Annotated in this window: 17 protein-coding genes; 3 read left to right on the top strand and 14 right to left on the bottom strand. The window is 52.6% G+C overall.

All coding sequences use genetic code 11. The annotated features are described in order from the left end of the window. Positions 1 to 10 precede the first annotated feature (10 nt). From HF324_RS26110 to HF324_RS26100, 3 genes are all read right to left on the bottom strand, one after another. The gene (locus HF324_RS26110) at positions 11 to 3,418 is read right to left on the bottom strand and encodes a SusC/RagA family TonB-linked outer membrane protein (protein ID WP_246269289.1); all 3,408 of its coding nucleotides are present in this window, start codon (positions 3,416 to 3,418) and stop codon (positions 11 to 13) included. A 241-nt stretch (positions 3,419 to 3,659) separates the two neighbouring features. Further along, positions 3,660 to 4,811 carry a FecR domain-containing protein gene (locus tag HF324_RS26105; protein ID WP_168805831.1) on the bottom strand — a complete coding sequence of 384 codons (1,152 nt, stop codon included), beginning with the start codon at positions 4,809 to 4,811 and terminating at the stop codon, positions 3,660 to 3,662. Between the two features lie 147 nt (positions 4,812 to 4,958). After that, complete coding sequence (locus tag HF324_RS26100) at positions 4,959 to 5,558, bottom strand: RNA polymerase sigma factor (protein ID WP_168805829.1); 600 nt, start codon at positions 5,556 to 5,558, stop codon at positions 4,959 to 4,961. Between the two features lie 251 nt (positions 5,559 to 5,809). Here HF324_RS26100 and HF324_RS26095 point away from each other — a divergent pair, with 251 nt between their 5' ends. Further along, complete coding sequence (locus tag HF324_RS26095) at positions 5,810 to 6,970, top strand: SGNH/GDSL hydrolase family protein (protein WP_168861208.1); 1,161 nt, start codon at positions 5,810 to 5,812, stop codon at positions 6,968 to 6,970. Between the two features lie 35 nt (positions 6,971 to 7,005). Next, positions 7,006 to 7,560 (top strand): sugar O-acetyltransferase, encoded by a 555-nt coding sequence (locus HF324_RS26090; protein WP_168805825.1) that lies wholly within the window; start codon positions 7,006 to 7,008, stop codon positions 7,558 to 7,560. 60 nt (positions 7,561 to 7,620) lie between these two features. On the opposite strand, the gene HF324_RS26085 is transcribed toward HF324_RS26090, so the two are convergent. The 6 genes from HF324_RS26085 to HF324_RS26060 form a co-directional block, all read right to left on the bottom strand. Continuing rightward, positions 7,621 to 8,460: a hypothetical protein gene (locus HF324_RS26085; RefSeq protein WP_168805823.1), complete on the bottom strand. Its 840-nt coding sequence runs from the start codon at positions 8,458 to 8,460 to the stop codon at positions 7,621 to 7,623. Positions 8,461 to 8,500: 40 nt separating this feature from the next. Further along, positions 8,501 to 9,313 (bottom strand): hypothetical protein, encoded by an 813-nt coding sequence (locus HF324_RS26080; RefSeq protein WP_168805821.1) that lies wholly within the window; start codon positions 9,311 to 9,313, stop codon positions 8,501 to 8,503. Positions 9,314 to 9,459: 146 nt separating this feature from the next. Next, the gene (locus tag HF324_RS26075) at positions 9,460 to 11,688 is read right to left on the bottom strand and encodes a CocE/NonD family hydrolase (protein ID WP_220101240.1); all 2,229 of its coding nucleotides are present in this window, start codon (positions 11,686 to 11,688) and stop codon (positions 9,460 to 9,462) included. A 36-nt stretch (positions 11,689 to 11,724) separates the two neighbouring features. Continuing rightward, positions 11,725 to 12,444 (bottom strand): LytR/AlgR family response regulator transcription factor, encoded by a 720-nt coding sequence (locus HF324_RS26070; RefSeq protein WP_168861207.1) that lies wholly within the window; start codon positions 12,442 to 12,444, stop codon positions 11,725 to 11,727. 9 nt (positions 12,445 to 12,453) lie between these two features. Further along, on the bottom strand, positions 12,454 to 13,503 hold the full coding sequence (locus HF324_RS26065) for a sensor histidine kinase (RefSeq protein WP_168861206.1): 1,050 nt from the start codon (positions 13,501 to 13,503) through the stop codon (positions 12,454 to 12,456). A gap of 74 nt (positions 13,504 to 13,577) precedes the next feature. Then, positions 13,578 to 14,777 carry a glycosyltransferase family 87 protein gene (locus HF324_RS26060; protein WP_168805814.1) on the bottom strand — a complete coding sequence of 400 codons (1,200 nt, stop codon included), beginning with the start codon at positions 14,775 to 14,777 and terminating at the stop codon, positions 13,578 to 13,580. 211 nt (positions 14,778 to 14,988) lie between these two features. On the opposite strand from HF324_RS26060, the gene eco reads away from it, so the two are divergent. Then, positions 14,989 to 15,450: a serine protease inhibitor ecotin gene (gene eco, locus HF324_RS26055; protein ID WP_168805812.1), complete on the top strand. Its 462-nt coding sequence runs from the start codon at positions 14,989 to 14,991 to the stop codon at positions 15,448 to 15,450. 113 nt (positions 15,451 to 15,563) lie between these two features. On the opposite strand, the gene HF324_RS26050 is transcribed toward eco, so the two are convergent. The 5 genes from HF324_RS26050 to HF324_RS26030 all read right to left on the bottom strand — a co-directional run bounded on the left by HF324_RS26050 (position 15,564) and on the right by HF324_RS26030 (position 24,739). Further along, positions 15,564 to 17,321 (bottom strand): family 43 glycosylhydrolase, encoded by a 1,758-nt coding sequence (locus HF324_RS26050; RefSeq protein WP_168861205.1) that lies wholly within the window; start codon positions 17,319 to 17,321, stop codon positions 15,564 to 15,566. Between the two features lie 6 nt (positions 17,322 to 17,327). Continuing rightward, positions 17,328 to 18,668: a glucoamylase family protein gene (locus HF324_RS26045; RefSeq protein WP_168805809.1), complete on the bottom strand. Its 1,341-nt coding sequence runs from the start codon at positions 18,666 to 18,668 to the stop codon at positions 17,328 to 17,330. 17 nt (positions 18,669 to 18,685) lie between these two features. After that, entirely contained in the window at positions 18,686 to 20,170 is a 1,485-nt protein-coding gene (locus tag HF324_RS26040; RefSeq protein WP_220100625.1) for a RagB/SusD family nutrient uptake outer membrane protein, read from the bottom strand. 17 nt (positions 20,171 to 20,187) lie between these two features. Next, complete coding sequence (locus HF324_RS26035; RefSeq protein ID WP_193114967.1) at positions 20,188 to 23,418, bottom strand: TonB-dependent receptor; 3,231 nt, start codon at positions 23,416 to 23,418, stop codon at positions 20,188 to 20,190. A 232-nt stretch (positions 23,419 to 23,650) separates the two neighbouring features. Continuing rightward, on the bottom strand, positions 23,651 to 24,739 hold the full coding sequence (locus HF324_RS26030; protein WP_168805805.1) for a FecR family protein: 1,089 nt from the start codon (positions 24,737 to 24,739) through the stop codon (positions 23,651 to 23,653). Between the last annotated feature and the right edge of the window lie 32 nt (positions 24,740 to 24,771).

Genomic DNA, 24,771 nt, shown 5'->3' with positions numbered 1-24,771 from the left:
GTGTTTTGCATTAGAATCCGAGGTTAATGCCTGCATTGAATACTCTTTGTACCGGGTAGCCGAGGCCGTTGCCTCCCATTTCCACGTCCCATAGTTTGAAATTGCTGAACATAAGCAGGTTGAAACCGTTGACGTAGATGCGCAGCTGGCTGAGGCCATAACGTTTCAGGCCGCGGGGAGGAAGCGTGTACCCCAGTTCCACGGTTTTAAGCCGCAGGAAGGCGCCGTTGCGCATCCACCAGGTGGATGCCTGCAGGTTGTTGCCCTGGTAGCTGTAGCTGAGGCGGGGCCAGAAAGCGTACAGGTCGCGGTTATTTTCAGACCAATGGTTGTCGGCGATGACCTGCAGCAGGCCGTGCTGGTCCATGGTGGGAGACACGGCGCCGTCGCCATAGGCATAGTGTTCGGTGATAAAGGGCGAGATGGCGGCGGGGTTGATGAAGATGGATGAACGGCCGGACCCCTGGAAGAATGCGCTGATGTCGAAGGCGCCGTAACCGAAGGTGAAACCGAAGCCGTAGTTGAGTTCGGGGGTGGTTGGGTAACCGATGGGCACCCTGTCCAGATCGGTGATCTGGCCGTCGCGGTTGATGTCTTTGTATTTGATATCGCCTGCCATGTATTTGCCATAGTTCTGGCGCGGAGAGTTCAGCACTTCATGTTCGTCGGTAAAGTAACGTTCTGCCACAAGGCCCCAACGCTGGGAGACCGGATAGCCTACATGGGAAAGGTACCGGTTCTGGTCGGCGTACAGCGGTTCTTCGTTGACCAGTATTTTACTGGTAGCATAGGTGAAGGTGCCGCGTACCTGCAGCCATGTCTTTTTGCCGAAGTTGCGCTTGTATTCCATGGTCATGTCTACGCCGCGGCCTTCCGCAATGCCTACGTTGGCCTGCGGAGTGCCGTACAGTCCCATGGAGGTGGGAATGTAAGCGCGGGACATCAGGATATTGGTACGGCGCTCGTGGAAGAAGTCTGTTTCCAGGTGAAAGTTTTTAAACAGCTCCAGTTCGAAGCCCAGGTTGGTTTTATAGGCTTTCTCCCAAGTGATGTCCTTGTTTTCATAACGGTTGATCCGCACGCCGGGCTTGCCTTCTGTGAAGTTCTCACCGAACGTATAGCCGTTGCCGCCGTTGAGGTCTACGTTGGAGAGATAAAAGAAGCGGTCGTTGGTGTCGCCGATCTGGTCGTTGCCTACCAGGCCGTAGGTGGCCCGCAGTTTCAGCCGGGATATAACGGGCAGCAGGCCGGAGAAAAATGTTTCATTGCTCACTGTCCAGCCGCCGCCGATAGAGGGGAAGAAGCCCCAGCGGTGATGCCTGTCAAATCTTTCAGAGCCGTTATAGCCGAAGTTAAATTCCATCATGTAACGGTCGTCGTAGGCATAGGTGAACCTCCCGGAGACGCCCTGGTTGCGCCGCGGCAGCGAGGCGATGAGGCTGCCGGCGTTGGCGCTCAGCTGGTTGTTGAGGATGGTGATGAGCATACCGTTGATGGCGTGGCGGTCGTTGATCACCTTGTCATAATTTACCGCTGCTTCCATGTAGGTGAAAGTGGTCACCTGCTTGTCGCCTGGGCTGTAGTTCAGGTATTCGGTGCCCTGTGTTTCGTTGAGCAGCGTGAGGCCGCGGAGACCTTCTTCGGGGTCGATGCTGACGCTGTAGTAGAACGGATTGAATCTGCGGCTCATGTTAAAGAACGAATACCTTTTGGTATAGGCCATCATCCTGGCCGACAGTCCTTTGGTGATGAAGTTGAAGTTCTGTTTCAGTTCCAGCTGCGCGATCAGCGTGGAGGAGCTTTCCTGCTGGAAGCCGGAGACCGCGCTGGCGAAGGGGTTGGTGTAGAAACTTCCGTCGTCGGCTTTCATATTACCGAAGAGCGGGTGTTTCTCATCGGGGGCGAAGCTGGCGGGGAACCAGGCGGGGAAGCGCACGGGCGTGGCGCTCATGGCCTGCCGGAATATTTCGCCGCCGCCTCTGATAGGCCCGTTATAATCGGAGAACCTGCCGGAGGTGCGTACCACCGCGTCTGTAGTGGGCGTGAGTTTAATATTGATGTTGGAGCGGATTTCGTAGTTACGGGTTTTAACATTGCTGTTAAAGTTGTTATCGTTGATGGTGCGAAGCACGCCGTTGTCGATGTTGTAGGTGGCGCCGATATAGTATTGCGCTCTTTCCACGCCACCGTTGAGGTTGAGGTTGTAGCGCTGGTTGTTGGTGGTATTTTTCACCAGTTCGTTGATCCAGTTATTGTTGGGATATACATAAGGATCGTCGCCGGCGGCAGTATGCGCTATCTGGCTTTGTGTGTAAGGCCTGGTGGTGAGCGGTTCGCGGGTGATCACCGCTTCATTGGCCAGTTTCATATAGGTGATGTTATCTGCGAGTTTGAAGTTGCGGGTATTGGAAGAGGTGGAGTTTTCAACGCGTACGTTAAACCTCGTTTTGCCCATCTGGCCTGACTTGGTGGTAACGAGGATAACGCCGTTGGCTCCTCTGGCGCCGTATAACGAAGAAGCGGTAGCATCTTTCAGGATAGAGAACCCTGCGATGTCATCGGGCTGGATGCGGGCGAGATCGTTGGGAGTCATTTCCATGCCGTCTATGAGGATGAGCGGGTCTACTTTACCGCTGCCGAAGGAGGTGATACCGCGGATAAAAAATTCCGCGTTGTCGCGGCCGGGTTCACCGCTGCGCTGGAAGGAGATCACGCCTGCCAGTCTGCCCGCCATCATGGTAGTGAGGTTGCTGGTGGGGCCTTTCAGCTCTTTGGGGTTGATGGTAGTGACGGCGCCCACCATGCTGGTTTTTTTCTGGGTGCCATAGGCAACGACGGCAACCTCATTCAGTTTGCTGTCGACCGGTTGCAGTACGGCGGTGATCATGCCGCTGCGGGCCACCGGTATTTCTTTCCTGTCGAACCCGATGTAGGTGAAGATCAGCACGTCTTTAGCGCTCATACGCATGGTGAAGTGGCCGCCGGCATCTGTCTGTACGCCTTTTTTGGGATCGGACTTCAGGGTGACGGATACGCCGGGCAGGGACAGGCCGCTGCTGTCCATTACTTTTCCGCGGATGACGATGGTGGAATCGGCGGTGGGGTTACGTACGGGCGTGGCCGTTTCCTTCTCCCTGATGATGATGGTGGAGCCAACCACCGACCAGGTAAGGGGCAGGTCTTTCATACAGGCTTTCAGTGCCTCTTCGAGGGAGGCGTTGGATACGGCGATGTCGATACCCTGTGTGCGTTGCAGCATCTGGCGGTCGCCGATAAAGCTGCAGCCGGTTTGTTTTCGGATGGACTTCAGTACTTCCAGCAGGGAAGCGTTCTTCTGGTGAAGTGTCACCTGCTGGCCGAAGGCGGAGGCGGTAACCTGTAGGGTAGCTGCGATCATCAGAACGAGCGTCAGTTTCATAAACAGCAGAATTGTGGGGGCAAGCCACTGGCCTGCATACCCCGTTTGACCTTTTGTTTAAAAAGCATAAATTTGGTACGCTTGGTTAATGTGTTAAGAATTCATTCAGTTCACTGATGAAGGATTTAAACCGGGCAATAGTTCCCCGGACGCGTCGCAACCGCGTCTGGGTTTTTCTTTCGGTGATCCTGTTTCGATGGAATTACATGTTGTTAATTTTGGTTGATACGATATGCTGTTTTTACGGTGATACGATAATCTTTCTGCCAACTGCCCTGAAATGTATTTTCCCTGTGAGCTCCAGTATTTTCAGCACTTCGCTCAGGTTTTCATTCCGTGAAATATCTCCTATAAAAGCCTGGTTGCTGATGTTGCCTTCATATTCCACCTGGATATCATACCAGCGTTCCAGCTGCGGCATGATATCGCGGATGTTGCCGTTGAAAATAAAGCGTCCATCTTTCCAGCCCAGCTCCTGGTCGGTGTCTGCGTTGCGGAGGGTAAAGGCGTCGCTGCCTTTGGGGAGCACCGACTGTTGCCCCGGCGCCAGTTGCAGGGTGTTGCCGCCGGTGGTAACGGCCACTTTTCCTTCAGCGAGGGTGGTGCGGATCTGTGTTTCCTCCGGGTAGGCGCTGACGATAAAACGGGTGCCCAGTACGTTGACCTGCATGGGGCCTGTTTTTACGATGAAGGGTTTGCCGGCCTGGCGGGCCACTTCAAAGTAAGCTTCTCCGCTCACTTCCACCGTACGCTCGTTACCGTTAAAAGCTACCGGGAAGCGGATAGACGATGCGGCGTTGAGCCATACCCGTGTGCCGTCCTGCAGTAGCAGCTGGTATTGCCCGCCGCGGGGCGTGGTGAGGGTGTTGTACACGGTGGCGCTGGTTTCGCCCCGGGGATTGTATTGCAGCAGGCCGGCGGCAATTTTGACGACGTGGCTGGGTTTGGCTGCGCCGGCGGTACCGGTGCTGTCCAACGCGATGGTGGTGCCATCTGCCAGCTGCAACGTGGCGCGGGTGGAGCCGGCAACGATGCCGGCCACCGTTGTGGTATGTTGCCTGGATGCGGTGTATTGCCACAATGCATAGCTGCCGGCAGCGAGCAACAGGGCCACGCCTGCGGCGAGGGACCGTTTGCGTTTCCACCAGGGCAGCGAAACGATCCGGGCCGGTTGCTGGCGGTCCAGCTCACGCAGCATACGGTCCAGCAGCTCCCGGTTGGCCGGCAGCCATACGGGATGCTGTTCCATCAGCAGGGTGTATTCGTCCAGCAGACTTTGTACTTCCTGTAACGGTTGTTCGTGAATCCATTGCTCAAAGGCCGCATGTTCTTCAGGAGTAGCGGTCCCGGCAGCGTATCTTTTCACAAAGAGGCCAGCTTCTTCATTGTTCATAAAGCGACATTTTGGTTGCACTGCTATTAATAAGACACGCGTATCCCAAAATAAGACAGGTCAATTAGAAAAAAAATTTTTTAATTCTTGGGGAGATATATAAATCGTACTTTAATAGGGTTTACAAGATAAGCAGGGGCATGGCGGTCAGGTACGGTTTTCAAAAAGGGTGAGAAATAGCAGCAGGGAGGCGGTAATATCGCCGTGCTTTTGCAGATAATCGCGGATAAAGCACGACGCGGCATACAGGTGCTGTTTAACGGCAGAAGAGGAAATATGCAGCTGGTCGGCGATCTCGTGGGTATTCAGGCCGTTTTCGTGGCTCAGGCGGAATACTTCCTGCCGGCGCCTGGGCAGCTTGTTAATGGCGTCTTTGGCCAGCTCATAATATTGTTTGTATTGCAGCAGTTCGCCGGCATCCGCATTCTCAGGAGCGTCTTCCTCCGCCATCATTTTCTGTACCCGTAGCTTCACCTTTGCGCTCCGGAAATAATTGAGCACCTGATTACGGGTTACGCGGAACAGGAAGCTGCGCATGGAACGGACTTCCCCCAGTGTTTCCCGCTTCATCCAGATACGGGTAAACACATTCTGAAGGATATCCTCCGCGTCTTCCCTGGACCGGATAAAAAGATAGATATAACGGTATAACTCGCCGGCATGCTGCTCATAGAGCAGCACAAAAGACGCTCTGTCGCCCTGGCACAGGCTCGTCATCATAGCAGCATCGTCAGGCAGGTTATTCATATTAGGTCCATGAAATTACATCATCGCTGATGGCAGCTTTAAGATAGCTAAATCAGATTAATAATCAAATTCCCGGGGTTAAAGCCATATTCTTGCGGCGCCTGGAGACCTCCGGAAAAGAAACTTAACGGAAGGCGTCAACACAAGGTAGCCATGGATGGCCGGACGGATGAAAATTCAATCAGCCCCGGTGAAAATTCAGCAGGAATATTTTCGTGCAGCCGGTTATCTTGCTGATAGAATGTTCCGTTATGAAAAAACTACTCCCGGTATTGTTGTTGTTACTGGCCATGGTGCCTGCATGGGCACAGCTGGAAAGCGAAACTTTTATTGCCCGCTATGGTACCCTGGATAACGCGTGGTACCATATCAGTGCCCGTAAGAAAGCCACGGTGGCCTTCCTGGGCGGTTCTATCACCAATATGGAAGGTTGGCGTGGCAAGGTGGGCGATTATCTTACCCGCACCTACCCGGCTACGGCTTTTACGCTGCTCAATGCGGGCATGCCGTCGCTGGGCAGTCTGCCGCATGCTTTCCGCCTGCAGCAGGATGTGCTGGACAAAGGCCCGGTGGACCTGCTTTTTGTGGAAGCGGCGGTCAACGATAAAGTCAACGGCACGCCGGCTGCGGTGCAGCGCAGGGCGCTGGAAGGTATTATCCGGCACGCGCTGGCGACGAATCCGCATATGAACATTGTGCTGATGGCCTTTGTGGACGAAGATAAAATGGCAGACTACCGCGCGGGGAAAGTACCGGCGGAAGTAGCGCTGCATGAGGAACTGGCGCAGCGTTACCACCTGCCTTTCATCAACCTGGCCCGGGAAGTGACAGCCCGTATCGATGCGGGGGAGTTCACCTGGAAAGAAGATTTTAAAGACCTGCATCCGTCGCCGTTTGGGCAGGAAGTCTACTTTAATACGATCCGTCAGCTGCTGGACAGTGCGTTTAAAAAACCGGCGCCCCGGAAGGCGCTCGCCGCTACTCTACCGCCGGCAACGGACCCGTTCAACTACGCCGCGGGGCACTACGTGGACGTACATACGGCGAACCGGCTGCAGGGTTTTGCGGTGGATGAATCCTGGAAGCCGTCTGATAACGTGCATACAAGGCCGGGTTTTGTGAATGTGCCCATGCTGGTGTCCGGTACGACTGAAGCCTCCATGGAGCTGCCCTTTACGGGCCGTACCATAGGCGTGGCGCTGCTCTCCGGCCCCGACGCAGGCGTGCTCCGGTACAGCATCGATGGAAAAGCGGAGCAGCAGATAGACACCCGTACCCAATGGAGCCGCAGCCTTTATTTGCCGTGGTACCTGGTGCTGGGCGATGAACTGGCTACGGGCACCCATACACTGAAAATCACTACCACGCCCGGCAGCGCCTGCCGTATTGTACACTTTCTCGTGAACCGTTGAAAAATGCCTATTTTCAACATAACAACGGAAATCATATGAAAAGTGAAAGAGAAAAAATGATCGCAGGCGAACTGTATGACGCCTCAGACCCACAGCTGCAGGCCGAAAGAACAAGGGCTAAAAAGCTGCTGCACCGGTTGAACGTAACGGAATACCTGGTCACAGACAGCGCCCGCGAGGTGCTGCGGGAACTGATACCGCATACAGCAGGGCGTTTGTACATAGAACCGCCGTTTCATTGCGATTATGGTTATAATATCATTTGCGGCAACCAGGTCTACTTTAATGTCAACTGCGTAGTGCTGGATGTTTGCCCGGTGAAGATCGGCAACAATGTGATGGTAGGGCCTGCGGCACAAATATATACGGCCACGCATCCGCTGGATAAAGTACACCGCCGCAGTGAAGAATATGGAAAGCCGGTGGTGATCGGGGACGATTGCTGGATCGGCGGCGGCGCCATCATCTGCCCCGGCGTGACCATCGGCAGCGGTTCAGTTGTTGCCGCGGGAGCGGTGGTGACAAAAGATGTGCCCGAAAATTCACTGGTGGCAGGCAATCCCGCAAAAGTAATCAGGAGTATCGCCTGATAAGACAACAATGAAGAAGCCGCAACGCTGCGGCTTCTTCATTGTTTATATAAATAACAATTATTTGTAGTATTCAAAAACAGCGACCACGGTGCCGGCACGCTGGTCGAACGTGTAGGTAGCGGTTCTTTTGATCACCTTGTTTTTATCATTGTATTCGTATTCATATTTATTGGTACGGTCAGCCATATCTTTCTGAGACCTGGTATGTGTCAGGATGTTGTTGGCGTTAAGGCTTTCCGTATCAAAACTGTAGTTCATGGCAGCTACTCCCAGCGGCGCCTGCCAGCTTGGTTTATCATCAAATGTATAGGTGTCTGTGTACGCGTAGGCGGGCTTCACCACACCATCTATCATGCTGAAACCTTCATGCACAGTCTTGGTGATGTTGTTGCCGGTCCATACCAGGGAGTCTGTGCTGTTTATATAAATGTTGGGTTTCATGCCACCGAAACGGAAGATTTTTTCGATTTTACCGCTGGCATTGTAACGGGCGGAGTCGTAGTAGAGATAATTGTCTGCTTTCCCCGGCTCGATCACTTTCTGGAGCTTATCGCCTACATACAGGAATTGCGTTGTCAGCTCGTTGGGGCCCCATACTTTTGATTCACTGTAGGAGCTTTCCCAGATTTCTACAGCGCGGCCATTCTCATATTTGATCGTAGAAATACTACCGCCTACATCTGTTCCGTCGATCCAGCCGGAAGTAAATTTGGACACGGTTTTGTCGCTGTTGTATTCAATGCGGGTGGTGTCCGTTACGGTGTACATACCTTTCAGCAGGCCGCTGAATGAGCCATTGGACGGATTGGGCTCCGGTTGCGGGTTGTTGTCATCGTTTTTGGAGCAGGCGACAAACAGCAGCGCTACGCCTGCCAGCGCGAGTAATTGTTTCTTCATAGGTTGTTTATGTGTGATAGAAAATTTTCAGTCGGGTTGATTATTGATAATATTCAAAAACAGTGGTCTCAATACCGGGGCCTTCATCGAAGTTATAGGCAGAAATTCTTTCGATCACTTTGTTTTTATCGTTGTACTTGTACTGGATGTTGTTGGTGATGCTTTTATTACCCTTTGTCCTGGTGACTTTTACAATATTGTTGGCATTAAACGGTTCTGTTGCATAACTGCCGTCCAGCATAGCAGGTTGAACATCCAGGTATACATTGCGTTTATCATCATGGACAAACATATCTGTAAATCCCTCTCCGCCGTACGCGCTGGTACTTTCGCGGATTAGTTTGGTGATATTATTACCTGTCCATACCAGGGAGTCTGTGTTAATAATGACCGGCAACGCATTAATACGGGCAATGCGGAATATTTTTTCCATTTTACCGCCTGCATTGTAACGGATCGAGTCGGTGAGCTCGTTGTTGGCATTTTCCCACATCCATATTTTCAGGATGTTCTTATCCGCATAGGTAAATGCAGTGATGAGCCGGTTAGGACCAAACACGCCGGTTTTGTCGTAGGTGCTTTCCCACATTTCTGAGATTTTACCGTTGGCGTATTTCATGGTGACAATGCTCCCGCCTGCGTCAGCGCCGTCTTTCCAGCTGTTACGTACTTTGGACACTGTTTTATCGTCATTGTATTCATAACGGCTGGTGTCTGAAACGTTGTACATGCCTTTCAGCAGGCCGGCAAACGGACTTGCTTCCGGTTGTGGTGGCGGTGATGGTCCATCTTTTTTGGAGCAGGAGACAAACAACAGGGCCATGCCCGCCAGTGCGAGTAACTGTTTTTTCATAGGTAATATGTGTGATGTGGTTTAAGGGTATTTCATGGTATACAAACACGGGTCTGTTACTGTCCGGAAGCGAAAATATATTTTATTTTTATTATATCAAAGTGTTTGTCAATACACTTTGACGATTCTTATCAAGCTGGAGGGTGTCATGGATGGGTGCCTATTTCTATATAGCTGTCAGTTCTCCACTGCAGCTGTACCGGCCCGCCCGCATCGGCCATCGTTTCCTCACTTACTTTTTTGCCGGTACCGTAATTGATTTCTTCAAACGGATTCTGGTTGACGTTGATCACCACCACCAGCCGGCTGCCTTTGGCAAGTTGTTTACTGATCATACGGGTATTGCTAAACGAAATAGTATTGACGCTGCCGGGTGTGAGCAGCTGCCGTTTTTCCAGGCTGGCGGCGTAACTGGCCCGCCCGATAAAATACGAGAGCTGGAAATATTGTCCGTCCGGCGTTTGTTCATACAGGTTAATGCCAATGTCCACATCTTTTTTATTGGGGATGACCTGCAGCCTGCCCAGGAACGAGCCGTTGACAGCCATGGAGGCTGGCAGCGGATCACTGACGAATACCAGCCCGTTGGCAGTATTGATGCTGCTGCCGGACAGCGGAGAATGGATATAGTTGCCGGTGAAACTGCCGTTCCTGTCTGACAAATCAACCTGTTGCGGCATGAAAACCGTATCAGCCGCCGGTTGGCGTACCAGCCGCTGTGGCGACAGGTAGAGCTTCAGCGTATCGTTATTCATCTGCCGGAGGGATGGCACATGCCTCCATTGGTTGGTGCCCATCACCTGGTAGTTGACGCGGTCTTTCAGCAGGGCCGGTTTAGGCGCCCCTTTCAGGATATGATCAAACCACTGGTAGATCAGCTGATGGATACTGATACGCGCGACACTATCAATCGTATAACCGTTGACGTAAGGAAGCGGCACATGCTGGCACCCAAGATGATCGTACGGCCCGATAACGAGGTAGTGTTCCGCGTTGGAGCGGTACCGTAAGTGTTCCCTGTAATAATACATAGCACCGATTTGGGCCCCGTCGAAATAGCCTGTAGTGCTCAGGATGGGGATGTTGATCCTGGCGAAGTCCTCTTTGCAGGTCGTCATGTTTTGCCAGTAAGCGTCGTAGTCCGGATGCGCCAGCCACCGGTGGTAGATGGGGTTAGGCGTGCCGTCTATGCTGTCCAGCGTTTCATAGGCAGCGCCGCTGCGATACCAGTTGAACTGCATTTGTCGCCAGCGGCCCCGGTCATTGTATGTCACGTTATCCAGGAACTTGTTGTTGGTGACATAGGGTATCCACGGATACACGAAACTCATGAACACATTGTTTTCTTTGGGTACATCAAAGCCGGGAACGACGGCAGCAGACGGTACGATAGTTTTGAGCGCCGGCGGCACGCCGTCTTTAACAGCGGCCCATTGCGTGAAGCCCACATAGCTGCCGCCGTACATACCGATACTTCCATTACACCACGACTGACGGATGATCCAGTTGATCACATCGCGGGCATCGTCGCCATCATGTTCGTAAGGCATAGTTATTTGGGGGCTGAAGCGTTTTCCCCGGGTATTGGCGACTACGCCTATGTAACCCTTGTCGGCTGCTTCCTTGGCGATGCAGAGATTACTGCCATCGGTATATATGGTGAAGAAAAAGATAACGGGCAGCGGTCGCTGCTGACGCCTGGGCCGCACCACAATGGCCGACACGCTGGCGCCGTCACGGGTAGGGATCAGCAGGCTGTCCCGGATGTGGTAATGTTGCCGGTTGAACTGCCGCAGCAAGGGCGCGGCCATCCTACTGATGCGGGGGAGCAGTTGCCAGGCGGTATAACGCCGGCACAGCTGCACCGCCTCCGGCAGCGCGATGCTGTCCTGCCCTTCGAGTTGTGCCAGCTGCCGTTGCAGATCGGTAGTAAGGTAGGCCGTATCCGCGGTATACCAGTTGTCGATGTCGTACCGGCTGGCGGCGTGCAGGCTTGCCAGTGAGACTTTAAATGTTTTGCCGAAGGCTATCTCCACCGGTTGTTTGCGCCTGAGTGCATTAATATAAGTCTCATACTGGATGAACCGCACAGGGGCTTTTTCCGCATCGCTTTGCGCATAGGCGGCACGATATTCTCTGATAGTCTTCAATGCTGCCTGGTATTGCCGGGCCGTCAGCTGCACCATCAGCAGCTGCTGCAGATAGCCCCACCTGTCATCGCCGGCTTTGAGCTGTGGCAGAATCTTTTGTGCGAGCGCCGGCATAGCGGCCGCCAGTATCTCCGGATTTACAGCAGCTTCCCGTGGGAAGGGCAGTGACTGTGCAGCGGTGTTCCCGTACAGGCATAACAATGCCCCCAGGAGAATGTGTCTCATGTGAACCATCTTACAGGATATTAAAGGGAGAAAAGATTACATTTTATTCCATTGTTTGAAACGTACGGCCTGCCGGCTGGAAACGATGACGGTGATATTCCCACGGACCGTGAGCTGTAGCCGGTCGCTGTCTATTGCCACAATACCGGTAATATACCGGCCATGCACCAACTGGTACCGGTTGGCCCGGAAGAAAACGGCCGGGTCCAGGCGTTCTTCCAGTTGGTTCAGCGAAGTTTTAATCAGCGCCTGTTTATTCACAGAGAATATGCGGGCGTAGTTGTTGACCGATTCCACCAGGTATATATCGTTTTGCCGCAGAAAAAAACACTGGTCGCCGTCTTTGATGAACAGCTGTTTATCGGGCACGGTGCTGCCGGACAGGGCAGCCCGTTCCCGTACTTTGGTACGGTGTTTTTCCATCGCCTGTGCAAAGCGCTCCGTGCGGAAAGGTTTTAACAGGTAATCCAGCGCGTTGTTGTCGAATGCCTGTACGGCATAGGTATCGTAAGCAGTAGTGAAAATTACATCGGGTACTTCCGTTAAACCGGCCAGCAGCTCAAACCCACTGGCGCCTGGCATCTGCACGTCGAGGAACAACAGTCCGGGTTGCAGCTCCTGTATCAATGCCAGCGCCTCCTGCACATTGCGTGCTTCTCCTGCCACGGCGTAGTCGGCATACGGCTGCAATGCCCGCCTGATCTCTTCGCGGGCGGCCCGTTCATCGTCTATGATCAGCACCTGTATTTTTTGCATACTGTATGTTTAATGGATAAAGGGGATAGCAATGACAGCCAGTACATTTCCTTCCGGCAGCCCGGCGATCTCAAAGGATGCCTGTCCGGAGAACTGGAGCTGCAGCCGTTCCCGGAGGTTCCGGATACCCAGTCCGCCTGCCGCCGTTCCCTGCAATGTGCCCGGGTTCTGTACGGACAGCAGCACCCGGTCGCCCTCACGCGCGATGTTAATAACGATACTGCCGCCGTTTACGCTGTGAGCGATGCCGTGTTTGATGCCGTTTTCCACCAGCGTTTGTAAACTGAGCGGCGGAACACCCATATGGCTCAACGCAGGATCTGCCTGGATGTGTACCTGCAGCCGCTCTTCAAAACGCAGTTTCTCCAGTTCCAGGTAGTCGCTGACCAGCTGCAGCTCCTCCTGCAATGTTACCAGTTGATCGGACCGTTTATACAAAGCGTTGCGCAGCAGGTCTGAAAGCAGGTCTATCGCTCTGCGTGCCAGCGTTGGGTCTTCCAGTACCAGCGACTTGATATTGTTCAGCGAATTAAAAAAGAAATGCGGATTGAGTTGCGCCGTAAGGTTGTCCAGCTGTATTTCTTTCGTCAGCAGCTGCAGCCGTGCATTTTCACGGGAGGCGGTATGCTGTTGCTGTGCATAATGATAAAGATGCCAGGCCAGCACCCATACCGCCATGGTACGGATGCCCGTCATAAAAGGCACACGGCTGTTGATTTGCAGGTATTGAAGGAAAGTCCCCTGGTGTGGGTCCCACCAGTAGAACCGCAGCGACACTGCCAGCGTGAAACAAACGGCGAGTATGATAACAGCCGGTGCAATACGCCACAGCAGCGCTTTGGGGCGTAGCAGGTGCCAGCCGTGCTGCAGGGCAAACCGGCGGTAGGCATGCGTCAGCAGCAGGTTGACGGTGATGTCTGCCACAAAATTGAGGGCGGCGAAGCTGTAACTGAAAACAGGGCTGCGGACAAAAGCGTCCACCTCCCAGTAAAGGGCGGCGATCGTCCAGCCGGCCAGCTGGCATTGCCAGTATGGTGATAATGACGCCTGCTTCTTCATACCGGACAAAGTAAACCGTTCCGCCGGACATAAAAAAGTAAAGTACAGGAGCGCCGGAAAAAGGGGATAGGCGCCTATATCGCTGGCTGCTCCTGCAGCGCGTCGTCCTGCCTGATGAAGCACAGGTAGTACTGGAAGTACAACAGCACCAGCAGACAGGGCAGCGCTTTCAGCTGATAGTTCACTGCTATCTTGTTGATAAAGGACGGTACAAGGTCTGTAGGACAGAGAGAGGTGACGATCACCAGTAATCCCAGCAGGATGACGGACAGCGGCCGCTCAGGCAGCATCATCAACCCCACTACGGCGCCGGTAACGGCCATAATATAAGTAGGTGATTCGGTACTTTGATTGAACAACACCACCCAGAGTAAGAGGTAGCCTCCCAGTATCCAGTGGTATTGCTGCGGCCTGTTTTTCCAGGCGAAATAAAGAGCGGCAGCCAGGCCTGACAGGGCCAATGCGGTGACGGTCTTCCCGATGCCGCCGCCGGCCTGTGGTGGCAGATGCAGCATCGCGAGGACCATGCCGCGCACGGACCCGTCTTCCAAAATCACAGGACTGGTGATCAGCTGGTACCAGTCGTGGTATGCGCGCAATAGTTCCGCCGGCGACATTACCACCAGCGGCAGCAACGTACCGATCATGCCAAACAACAGGCAGTACGCCAGATAGGTGAGCTTCCGGTCGTAGAAAAGGAACACGAGGCCGGTAATGGCGCCGTATCCTTTGATAAAAAAACAAAGGCAAGTGAACAGCGCAGCCAGCACCGGTTTGCCACGGTCGAGGTTTATGACTGTCAGCAACATCAGCGCCGTCATTATAGGATTGGTCTGCGAAGACTGTATCGCATTCAACAGCTCCAGTATCAACAGCCAGCTGATGATGTAACGTTTGTGGGCGGCTACCGGCAACTGCCGCAGGGCATACAGAAAGAGGCCGGCGCTACCCATCAGCCATACGAAAAGCCCCGTCCTGACCGGCAAAAGGGCCAGCGGGGCAAAGAGTACAGGGAAAGTAGGATGGTACAGAAAGTAGTCAAAATAAGTATCGGGATAAAGCTGGTATAACGGCATATGGTGCAGCATATGGTCCCATGAGCTGCGGAAAATGATGAAGTTGTTATACTTCCGGGTCGCCAGCGACTGAATAAACAATACCAGCGTACCAATAAAATACAGTACAGTAACGGTGACCGGCCGTTGATACCACAAAGGCCGGCGGTTGGCTGCAGTCAGCGAAATTACAGGCGTAGGTGTGTTATGCTTTGTCACAGAAAATCTATTAACGCTCGTATCATAGACGCGCGTTTCACGGATACCCCCCACAGATTCACTGAAAAAATATCACATTGCTTTTTAATTGTATTTAAAAATGATGGAGTTACAGCATGACTTGATAAAAATGATACAATGCCGGCCACCGGCTATAACACTGCAAACAATTCCGCGTCCCGGCTGTTAACATACCATAAAACACTACCGTATGAAACATATCATCCTCCTGTTGCTGCTATGGAGTGCCGGCATGACAACTGTTTATTCACAGGAAAAAGAGCTGAAGCCATTTCCTAAAGCATGGAAAGGGGTAGAACGCTTTGTTATCCAATTGCCCGCTAAAGATGCGGAAGATAACTACCAGGTGGAAATCATGGCCGGCAAAACACTGAAAGTGGATTGTAACCATCATGGGCTGATCGGCAGCTGGGCCGCCAAAGATGTAAAAGGGTGGGGGTACACTTATTACCAATACACCTCCACCGGTAAAACAAGATCCACATTGATGGCCTGCCCCGATAAAACGCTGCAGGACAAATTTATTTTCAGCACCAAACTGGTACGCTACAACAGCAAGTTGCCCATTGTGGTGTATGTACCCAAAGGGTTTAGTGTAAAATATAAAATCTGGGAAAGAGGGAATCAGGAAATGGATGCGGAAATCAAATAAATTTAGGGATTTTCTGATTTACGAATTTACGAATTTAAAAAATGCAGCGGAGACCATCTGGTATGATCTCCGCTGCATTTTTTAAATTCGTAAATTCGTAAATCAGAAAATCCCTAAATTTTAATGGGTGCTGTCCGCACGGAAACCCCGTTCTCATTGATTGCTTCTATACTATAGTAGTACGGTAGTTCCTTATCCATCCCTTTGAAGAAATAGTCGTTGGCATTGTGTACCATGATACAGTTGTACAGTTTATCCGGGGCAATGCCAAAATAGATATTGTAGGCATAGGCATTATCTACCGGTTGCCATTTGATCCAGGCGCTGCGTTTATCCTTTTCCGTGCGGAGCACTACGAACGATTTGACGGAATCGGGTGCGGGGCCGTTGCCTTTGCCGAATACCCGCAGTCCGCTGACGGCGAATTTACCGCCCGGCATATGAACGTTCACCAGTTTGACGTACCGGGCTTTTACAGGACGGGGAAGTTCAACGTAATCATGCGGTACATCTGTACGGTTGTTGCTTTTATCGGCCATTACCTGCCATTTTTTTCCATCCAGGGAGTAGTAGAGCAGGTATTGATGATAGATATCGGTCTGTTTGCCGAGGAATGGCGCATCCTGATCGGCGTAGTTGATCTGTACGGCGTGGACGGTGCTTACTTCACCAAGGTCGCTCTGCAACCATTCTCCTTTGTTGCCGCTAGCGGCGCTCCAGTAGGTTTTGATGTTTTCATCCACGGCATTGTTGGGAAGATACCCTCCCAGCGTAGAGGAAACGGTCACCGGTTTGTTGTAGTTCAACAACATCCATCCGGTAAAGGAGCGGCTGTCGGTTTCGAAGGAGTTGGTATTGCTGCCCCTGTTGAGATAATGGGGATAGTCTCCGAAAGCAGTGTTGCAATAGAGCAGGTCATCTTTGTCGAAACCGGCGGGCCAGAAACCGAGCCTTCTTTCAAAGCTGTTTTTTACCGCGATGACCATGGAAGACACATGCCACCAGTTGCCTTTGTTGTCCTGGAAGGTGGCGCCATGGCCTGCGCCGCGGGCGAAGCCTCCGGGTTTGAAGGAGAAAGGGTTGTGGGCCTGCGGCTGGAAAGGGCCCAGCGGGTGGTCGGACACCACCACCCCGTCGGAATAACCGCTGAACTCTGTTCCGGGAGCACCGTATTGCAGGTAGTATTTGCCGTTATGTTTGGTCATCCAGGCGCCTTCGATAAACGGGTCGAGGAAAGTATTGTCCATGTATTCCCCGAAACGCTGCCAGCCATAACGATAGTCTTCCAGCATGTACAGCTCTTTACGGGCGCCTTTCAGTTGTAATGTTTTACGGTCCACTTCTCCGCCGTACAGCGGATAGCGGTTGCTGCTGCCGTTGTACTGGTACAGCTTACCATCGTCGTCCAGGAAAAAAGCCGGGTCCCAGCCGCCGGCGGCGAAAGAGTCCACCGCCTCTTTCCATTGATTGCCTTTAGGATCGGTGCTCATCCAGATAGGAAAATTACTGCTATAGGTAGAACCGAATACCATCATGGTATCACCCATTACCCATACAGCGGGAGCGCACAGTTCATCATATACTTTGTGCCAGGGCTTGAGGAACTTACGCGATACAAAATGCCACTGGCTGAGGTCTGGGCTCCACCAGTATCCCCACTGGTTGGTGGAGAAAAGATAAAAGTCCCCTTTGTAGTTCACGATCACCGGGTCGGCGGTAGCCCTGTGTTTGCCCCATTCCGTGAAATTGGGAATGGGACAGTAGCCGTAGTCCACATTGATCGGATTACAATAAGTGGTTTGTTGTGTGTAGGCCGGCAATGATAACAGGCATGACAGCAGCACTGTCAGTATACGAGGTAAATTCAGCATGACCGTTTATTTCATATGCGGACTGGTAAAGTCCAGTTTTTTTAATCCTGTCTGTACTTCAGGGCAGCTCATAAACAGTTTCCATAACAACCCGCTGCGGTAGTTTTCTATCATAACGACGATAGGGCCCTGATCGATGGCGAGATGTGATTTGGCGTACCATTGCTGTGTTTCGTTGAATGCGTCTGTAAAGCCGTATTCACTCCAGATTTTATTGCCCAGCTGGTAGTAAAAATGTTTGAGCGCCTGCATGGAATATTCCGGTGTATAAGGGAATGAGGACAGGGCGGCGGTAGGCGTGATGGTGCCGTGGTCGTTTTCGGGAGAGTGTGCGTCGTAACCGTTATAGGTGTCGCTGGCGGTCAGGCCCCAGGCGTTGGCGCCATAGCCTTTGAACCCTTTCGGATTTTGTATGCAGTATTCACGGTTGATGAGCGTGTGTTTGGTGTTCTGTTCCCAGTAGTCGGCATAACGGTCTTTTAATCCGCGGGGATCAAGACCGAGAAAAGAATAGTGGGTAAAGAACAGCGGGCCGCCGTAATCCATGCCCAGCGGCAGTTTGATGCCGAAGAAGGTGCGGTCGTTGCGGAAGTAGAAGTTGTTGGCCCATCCCTGGTGATATACGGAGGATGGTATGGCGTAGGTAGGTGACGAGGCAGACAGCACATAGGTAATCAGGCATTCGTTCCATCCTCTGATTTCGTGGTTCATGCTCCAGCCGTTGTTGGGGCTCCAGTGCCAGTAAAGGACGTTGCGTCCGTCCCGTGTGTACCAGTCCCATTCTGCTTCTCTCCATGTCCAGTTGATTTTATTCCGCAGTTCTTCTTCTTTGGGAGTGCTGCGGTCAAAATACTGGCGGGCGGTGAGCAGGCCTTCGAAGAGGAAGGATGTCTCTACGAGGTCGCCTCCGTCGTCCTTGCGGCCGAAGGGGATGGTTTTGCCGGTGGCGCCGTTGAGCCAGTGGGGGAAAATGCCGTGATAGGCGTCTGCCTTGCGGAGGAAACCGACCATTTTGAGTAAACGTTCCACGGCTGCCTCGCGGGTGATCCAGCCTCTTTCGGTGGCGACCACGATGGCCATTATGCCGAAGCCGGTGCCGCCGGTGGTCACTACTTCATCGCCGTAGTCAAATGATTTGTTGCTGCGTTCGCGTGCCATCCCGGAAACGGGGTGGGCATAGTCCCAGAAGTAGCGGAAGGTTTGTTTCTGAACGAGGTCCAGCAGGGCGCTGTCTGTCAGGTTTTGCCGGATCTGCAGATCGGCTTTGATAGTTTGTTGTTTTACCTGCGCCTGCCCGCCAAAGGCGAGCAGGCATATCAGGCATATCATCGTTGTGCATTGTTTCATAGCATCCAGACTGTTGTTTAGTAACCCGGGTTCTGGGTCAGTTTGTTGTCACTGAGGTCGATCTCGGTTTGGGGGATCGGCATCAGTTCATTTTTACCTGCCTTGAAGCCCATCGGTCCGAACACCTGTGCGCCTCTTCCCTGGCGGATAACGTCGAAGAAACGATCGCGTTCCATGGCCAGTTCTATCTGTCTTTCGTGGTAAATGGCCTGGCGGAGCTGTGCCTGATCGGCGGTGGTCACATCAGGCAGAACGCCGTTGTTGCCACCGCGGGCGCGGGCCCTTACGGCGTTGAGAGAGGTCCGTGCCTGACCGCTGTTGCCCAGTTCGTTGGCTGCTTCGGCGTTCATGAGCAGTACTTCGGCATAACGGATTACGCGTACGTTCTGATCGGCGCCTTCGTTGTAGCCGGGTACCCACTGGGTGAAGGGCACGTAGGATTTATAATTAAAACGGCGGTTTACACCAGCGTATTTAATACTATCGCCTTCAATGGTTTTAGTGCCTCTGAAGAGGATCGTGGAGTTTTTACGGGGATCTCCAGGCTCATAAGCATCCACCAGCGCCTGTGTAGGGGTGTTGAAGCCCCAGCCGCCACCGGGCTGGCTCTTCACGCCCTGTATCTGAGAGTACTGGGAGTTGGAGGCGTCTTTGTTGCCGACAATGGTCATACACTGTATTTCGAAGACGGATTCCACGGAGTTTTCATTGGCTACGCGGAACAATTTGTGATAGTCCGGGAACAGGCTGTAACCCAGGCCGGCCACCTGGTTGGTGAAGGTGAGCACATCCTGCCATTTCTTCTGGTACATGGCCACTTTAGCGTGTAAGGCCAGTGCGGCGCCTTTGGTGGCGCGTCCTGCGTTGGCAGCATCATAGCCGGGAGGCAGTACGGCAGCAGCTTCTGTCAGGTCTTTTTCGATGGCGGCCCATACTTCCGCTTTAGGCGCGCGGGGAATGTTGTATTCCTCCGGACCTTTAGGTACATGCAGGCGGAGTGGCACATCGCCGTAGGCCCGCACCAGCCGGAAATAAGCGTATGCGCGGATAAACTTGGCTTCCGCGAGGTAGCGGTTTTTCAGGGCATCATCCATTTTGATGTTGGGGACATTGTCCAGTACCTGATTACAGAAATTGATTTCCTGGTATTGTCCTCTCCAGAAGTCGGCCACCTGGCCGTCGGATGCGGTGACCCTGAAATAATCGAAGTCGCTCAGGAAGCTGGCATCGTTGGGATCACTGCCTTTTTCGGTTTCTTCAGAGCCAAGGTCTTCTACAGCGAGTGCGGCAAAGCCTACCTGCCGCCATTCGTGCAGGTTGGCATACATAGCGTTCACGGCTTTGGTGGCGTCGCCTTCAGACGTCCAGAATTCCTGTGCAGGTTGCTGACCTTGCGGGTCTACATTCAGAAAGCTCTTTCCGCAGCCGGCAGTAAGGGCCAGCAATACCGGCAGGGCGTAGCCGGTGATACGTTTTATATGTAGTGGGTGATTTCTTTTCATGGTCGTCATCATTTAAATTAGAAGGTCACATTTACACCGAAATTGTAGGTGGCATACAAGGGATAAACGGCTTTGTCGATACCCTGATTGGTTGGTGTGCCGCCGATTTCCGGTGAGAAACCACGGTACTTGAAGAAGTTGAATGCATTTTGTGCACTGGCAAAGAAGCGCAGGTTCTGCATCCCCCAGCGGTTAGCGATGGTCTTCGGCATGGTGTAACCCAGCTGTATATTCCGGACACGGAAATAAGAGCCGCTTTCCACAAAGAAGGTATTAGGCAGATAGTTCTGGCCGCCGCCCACGTTTGCAGAAGGATAGGTGTTGGAGGTGCCTTCGCCATGCCAGCGGTTGTCAAAGAACTCCTTGGTGAAGTTTTCGTTGCCGAAACGCAGTGCCATGTTAGCATTGTAAACATCCACACCGGCTACGCCCTGGAATTCCAGTGCCAGATCAAAGTTTTTATAGTTGAAGCTGGTATTGAAACCATAGGTGAATTTGGGATTGGGATTACCGATGGGTACCCGGTCCAACGCATCAATCTTGCCATCGTTGTTGACATCGCGATACCTGAAATCACCGGGCTTCGCACTTTTCTGAGCAGAAGCAGCTACTTCTGTAGTGTTTTGGAAGACTCCTTCTACCACGTAACCGTAATACTGTCCGATCGGTTGACCTACGATGGTACGGGTGAGCAGCGCACCACCGGTGGAGGCGCCACCACCGTCGTATATCGGAGTTGCGCCGGTATTCACTTCGCTGACTTTATTGTTGTTGATGCTAAAGTTACCACCGATGGCGTAGCCGAAGCCGCCGGCTGTCTCGTCTTTCCAGTTGGCTGCAAATTCCCAGCCCTGGTTCCTGAACGTGGCCTGATTGGCCAGCATCTTGGAGTCCTGGGTACCAAGGGACATCAGAATGGGCACCAGGAAGATGGAGGACAGGGTTTTCTTGTTATAGAAACCGGCTTCTACATATAACCTGTTTTTTAACACGCTGGCTTCAATGCCCGCATCGATACCTTCTGATTTCTCCCAGTTAAGGACTGGAGGAACCAATGTATTCACGCTGGCCCCGGTGTTGACGATGCCACCAAAAATAGCCGTCATGAAGGGATCCTGCGTAATCCTAAGCTGCGAGATGGAGGGCGGTACGGAGGCGTTACCCACTCTGCCCCAGCTGCCGCGCAGTTTCAGGTTATCAAAAATGCCGGTGTTTTTGATAAAAGGTTCTTCACTCAGTACCCAGCCCAATCCTACAGAAGGGAAGTAACCCCACTGATCTCCTGCTGAGAACTGAGAAGCGCCATCAGCACGGATAGAGGCGGTAAGCAGGTATTTATCTTTGTAAGCGTAGTTCACACGGCCGAAGTAGGAAGCAATATTGATCAGGGCTCCTTCATCAGTCACAGACCGGCCGTCGATATTACCGAGGCGCAGATACCGTGTACCTTCATTGTTGTTGGGCACGTTGTCGGCGCTGGCGATCAGTTTGTAAAAACGACGTTGCTGTGCAGCTTGCCCTAACAGTACTTTCAGGCTATGGTCCCCAAATTTATTATCATATGTGAGGGTATTTTCCACGATCCAGTTTTGCCTGTTAGCGGTGGTGCGGGTCAGCCTGCTGACTTTATTGAACTGGTTGGTAGTGGCCTGATACTGTGGCGTATAGTTACGGATAATACTATCTCCGTACTCGCCACCGAGGCTGCTATGGAGGACAAAGTGTTTGGCGAAGCGGAGATCTGCGTACACACTACCGGTAATCACACGGCGTTGGGTTTTCTGATCATAAAAATCCAGCGTTGCCTGCGGGTTTTTACCGGCACCTGTACCGAGGTTTAGCTTGTCCGGGTCGCCGTAGGAGCCGTCCGGATTGAATACGGATACTACCGGTGCGGAAGTATACAGCTGCAGGAAGTAGTCGTCCGGAATGTCATGCGTGTTATAGGCCGCTGCTGTTACGGTATATCCGATTTTCAACGGTTCAAATACCTGGAAGTCATTTTGCAGCCGGGCGGTGATACGGGAGAAGTCGTTGGTTTTGATCAGACCGTCCTGTTTCATATAACCCAGTGAAAAGTTATAGGTAGATTTTTCGGTGCCGCCGTTGATAGATAACTGATGGTTGGTGGTAAAAGCATTGCGCATTTCCTGCTTAAACCAATCCGTACCTGCGCCGTAGGCGTTGGGGTCCAGCCGCAGCGCGTTGTTGTTGATAGCGCTCAGTTCATTGATAATGGTGGCGTATTCATTGCCATTAGCCATTTTTACTTTATTGGTGGCCCGCTGCATACCTACGTAACCGGTATAGTTGATGCTGGCTTTACCGGAGCGGCCTTTTTTGGTGGTGATGAGCACCACGCCGTTGGCAGCGCGCATACCGTAGATCGCTTCGCTGGAAGCGTCTTTCAGGATGCTCATGTTTTCGATATCGCCCGGGTTAAGGAAAGAGATATCATCATACCACACTCCGTCTACTACATATAACGGGCTGGGGGAACCGTATACGGTGCCGGTACCACGGATTTTAATGGTAGGGGCGCCGCCGGGTTTACCATCGTTCACAATCTGTACACCGGCTACTTTGCCTTGCAGGCCGCTCATCGCGTTGGTGACCGGTTGTTTGCTGATTTCTTCGCCTTTTACCTGGGAGATGGAACCGGTAATGTCTACTTTACGTTGTACACCATAACCTACTACCACTACCTGTTGCATCTGGCTAACCGATTCTTCCAGTGCAATGTCGATCTGCTGGCGGTTGTTGACCGGCACCTCCTGGGAGGTGAAGCCGATAAAGCTCACGACCAGCGTGGCATTGTCGGGAGCGGTGAGGCTATAGGAACCGTCCGGGCCGGTCACGGCGCCCTTTGAGGTGCCTTTTATAGCGATGGTAGCGCCGGGAATAGGGGATCCGTCTTTTTTGCTGGTGACTTTACCGGTAACTTTCACCTCCTGGGACATGATCACCACGAGGTTGTTTTCCACCAGTTTGTACCGCAGCGACGTGCCGGCGAACAGCGTGTTCATCACGGCGTCCAGCCCCGAGTTGGTGACGTCTACATTGACTTTTCTTCTGATTTCGGTCAGGGCGTTATTGTACAGAAAGCGGTAGTTACCCTGCTGTTCAATACTGCTCAGGACCTGTGCGATCTCCGCTTTCTTCAGCTTGAGGGTGATGGTAGCCTGCCCTTTAACAGCGGCGGATACCTGGAGAAAACACGCCAGCAATAACAACGTGGTGAGTTTCATAATAACAAGTGCTTTTTTCAGGGCATAGGTATACCTGTCCCTAAATTCTAGCGATATTTTCATACTTTTAAATCTAGAGGTGAAAGTGATGGAAGCTTGCGGCTTAGCGTGCTGGCAAGTTTCCGGACAAGACTGCATCTTTGGCGGGAAATGTTAGCGCATTTCCCGTTTTTGTTTTGGTGGTGTTCAGGAACTGTTTAACAAGTGTGTGTTCATAACGTTGTCATATTATTCAGTGGATAATGATGGTGTCATTTTGTATCTCATACCGGAATGCGGCGGTCAGTTGTAATGCGTTGAGCGCCTGCTGCACAGTTTCCTGTTCGAAGATGCCGGTAAAACGAAGCGTTTCCGGTTGCGGATTGTCGAACCGCACCTTTACCCCGAAAAACCGTTCCATCTCCCGGGCCAGCGTTGCAAAGGATTCATCTTTAAACACCAGTTTGTTGTCCATCCAGGAAGTTTCCGTAATAGCAGTGGTTTGCGCTGCGTAATAGGAAACATGGCTGAGCGTGACCGGATTTTCTTCTTTCGCAGCCATAGTCCTGGTTGCCGGGACTACCTTGGGCAATTGGTTCAACACCACGATTTTTTCGCTGGGTTTAAGAATGATCCGGGTGGCGTTGTGCTTTACAATGGCTTCTATGCTACCGGTAATCAGTGAGGCTTCGGTGGTTTTATCCTGCGGATAGGACCGTACGTTGAAGCGGGTTCCCAATACCCTGATGTCCATTGTTTCCGTATGAATAACAAACGGACGGTCTGCTTGTTTGGCTACATCAAAAAAAGCTTCCCCGGAGAGCGTTACGCTCCGGTCATTTTTACCAAAATCTTTACTATAGGAGAGTTTGCTTCCGGCGTTTAGCCATACCCGTGTTCCGTCCGCCAGCTGTATGCTGGTGCGGGATCCGTTGCGCGTAGTTACTTCGCTGGCGATAGCGTCGTTGTTTTTTTTAGCGGAGGTCCACCACCAGGCGCCCATACAGAGCAACAGGCCGGTGGAAACAGCGGCGGCCCACAGATAGCGGCGGCGGGGCCGCAGGGCCACAGTTCCGGGTTTCACCCCGTAGGTAACAGGTGTTGCCTGCCCGATAGGAATGCCCATGGCCTGCATCCGGCCGATGTGCCGGTCGTGCGCAGCAATGGCGGTTTCCTCACTGGCGGCGGCCGTAGTCTTTTGCCACAGCTCATCCACCAGCCCGGCCGGCATTTCTGCGTCGGGATGGTCACGTAGCAGCGCCAACAGCTCCTGCAGTTCTTCCGCAGTAGCTTCATTGGCCAATTTCCGGGCCGTCAGTTCCCATATACGTCTCGTGTTCATAACGTGAAATAAGATGCTCTCCTTACAGGATC

The sequence above is a fragment of the Chitinophaga oryzae genome (genome assembly GCF_012516375.2).
GTDB lineage: Bacteria > Bacteroidota > Bacteroidia > Chitinophagales > Chitinophagaceae > Chitinophaga > Chitinophaga oryzae.
The sequence above is the reverse complement of the archived record's forward strand: the minus strand, read 5'-3'. Positions and strand labels throughout refer to the sequence as shown.

Coding starts and splice junctions, on each gene's coding strand:
- eco (WP_168805812.1), top strand. CDS start 14,989: ATGAAACATATCATCCTCCTGTTGCTGCTATGGAGTGCCGGCATGACA.
- HF324_RS26085 (WP_168805823.1), bottom strand. CDS start 8,460: ATGAAGAAACAATTACTCGCGCTGGCAGGCGTAGCGCTGCTGTTTGTC.
- HF324_RS26090 (WP_168805825.1), top strand. CDS start 7,006: ATGAAAAGTGAAAGAGAAAAAATGATCGCAGGCGAACTGTATGACGCC.
- HF324_RS26045 (WP_168805809.1), bottom strand. CDS start 18,668: ATGAAACAATGCACAACGATGATATGCCTGATATGCCTGCTCGCCTTT.
- HF324_RS26035 (WP_193114967.1), bottom strand. CDS start 23,418: ATGAAACTCACCACGTTGTTATTGCTGGCGTGTTTTCTCCAGGTATCC.
- HF324_RS26105 (WP_168805831.1), bottom strand. CDS start 4,811: ATGAACAATGAAGAAGCTGGCCTCTTTGTGAAAAGATACGCTGCCGGG.
- HF324_RS26075 (WP_220101240.1), bottom strand. CDS start 11,688: ATGAGACACATTCTCCTGGGGGCATTGTTATGCCTGTACGGGAACACC.
- HF324_RS26100 (WP_168805829.1), bottom strand. CDS start 5,558: ATGAATAACCTGCCTGACGATGCTGCTATGATGACGAGCCTGTGCCAG.
- HF324_RS26070 (WP_168861207.1), bottom strand. CDS start 12,444: ATGCAAAAAATACAGGTGCTGATCATAGACGATGAACGGGCCGCCCGC.
- HF324_RS26080 (WP_168805821.1), bottom strand. CDS start 9,313: ATGAAAAAACAGTTACTCGCACTGGCGGGCATGGCCCTGTTGTTTGTC.
- HF324_RS26110 (WP_246269289.1), bottom strand. CDS start 3,418: ATGAAACTGACGCTCGTTCTGATGATCGCAGCTACCCTACAGGTTACC.
- HF324_RS26040 (WP_220100625.1), bottom strand. CDS start 20,170: ATGAAAAGAAATCACCCACTACATATAAAACGTATCACCGGCTACGCC.
- HF324_RS26050 (WP_168861205.1), bottom strand. CDS start 17,321: ATGCTGAATTTACCTCGTATACTGACAGTGCTGCTGTCATGCCTGTTA.
- HF324_RS26065 (WP_168861206.1), bottom strand. CDS start 13,503: ATGAAGAAGCAGGCGTCATTATCACCATACTGGCAATGCCAGCTGGCC.
- HF324_RS26095 (WP_168861208.1), top strand. CDS start 5,810: ATGAAAAAACTACTCCCGGTATTGTTGTTGTTACTGGCCATGGTGCCT.
- HF324_RS26030 (WP_168805805.1), bottom strand. CDS start 24,739: ATGAACACGAGACGTATATGGGAACTGACGGCCCGGAAATTGGCCAAT.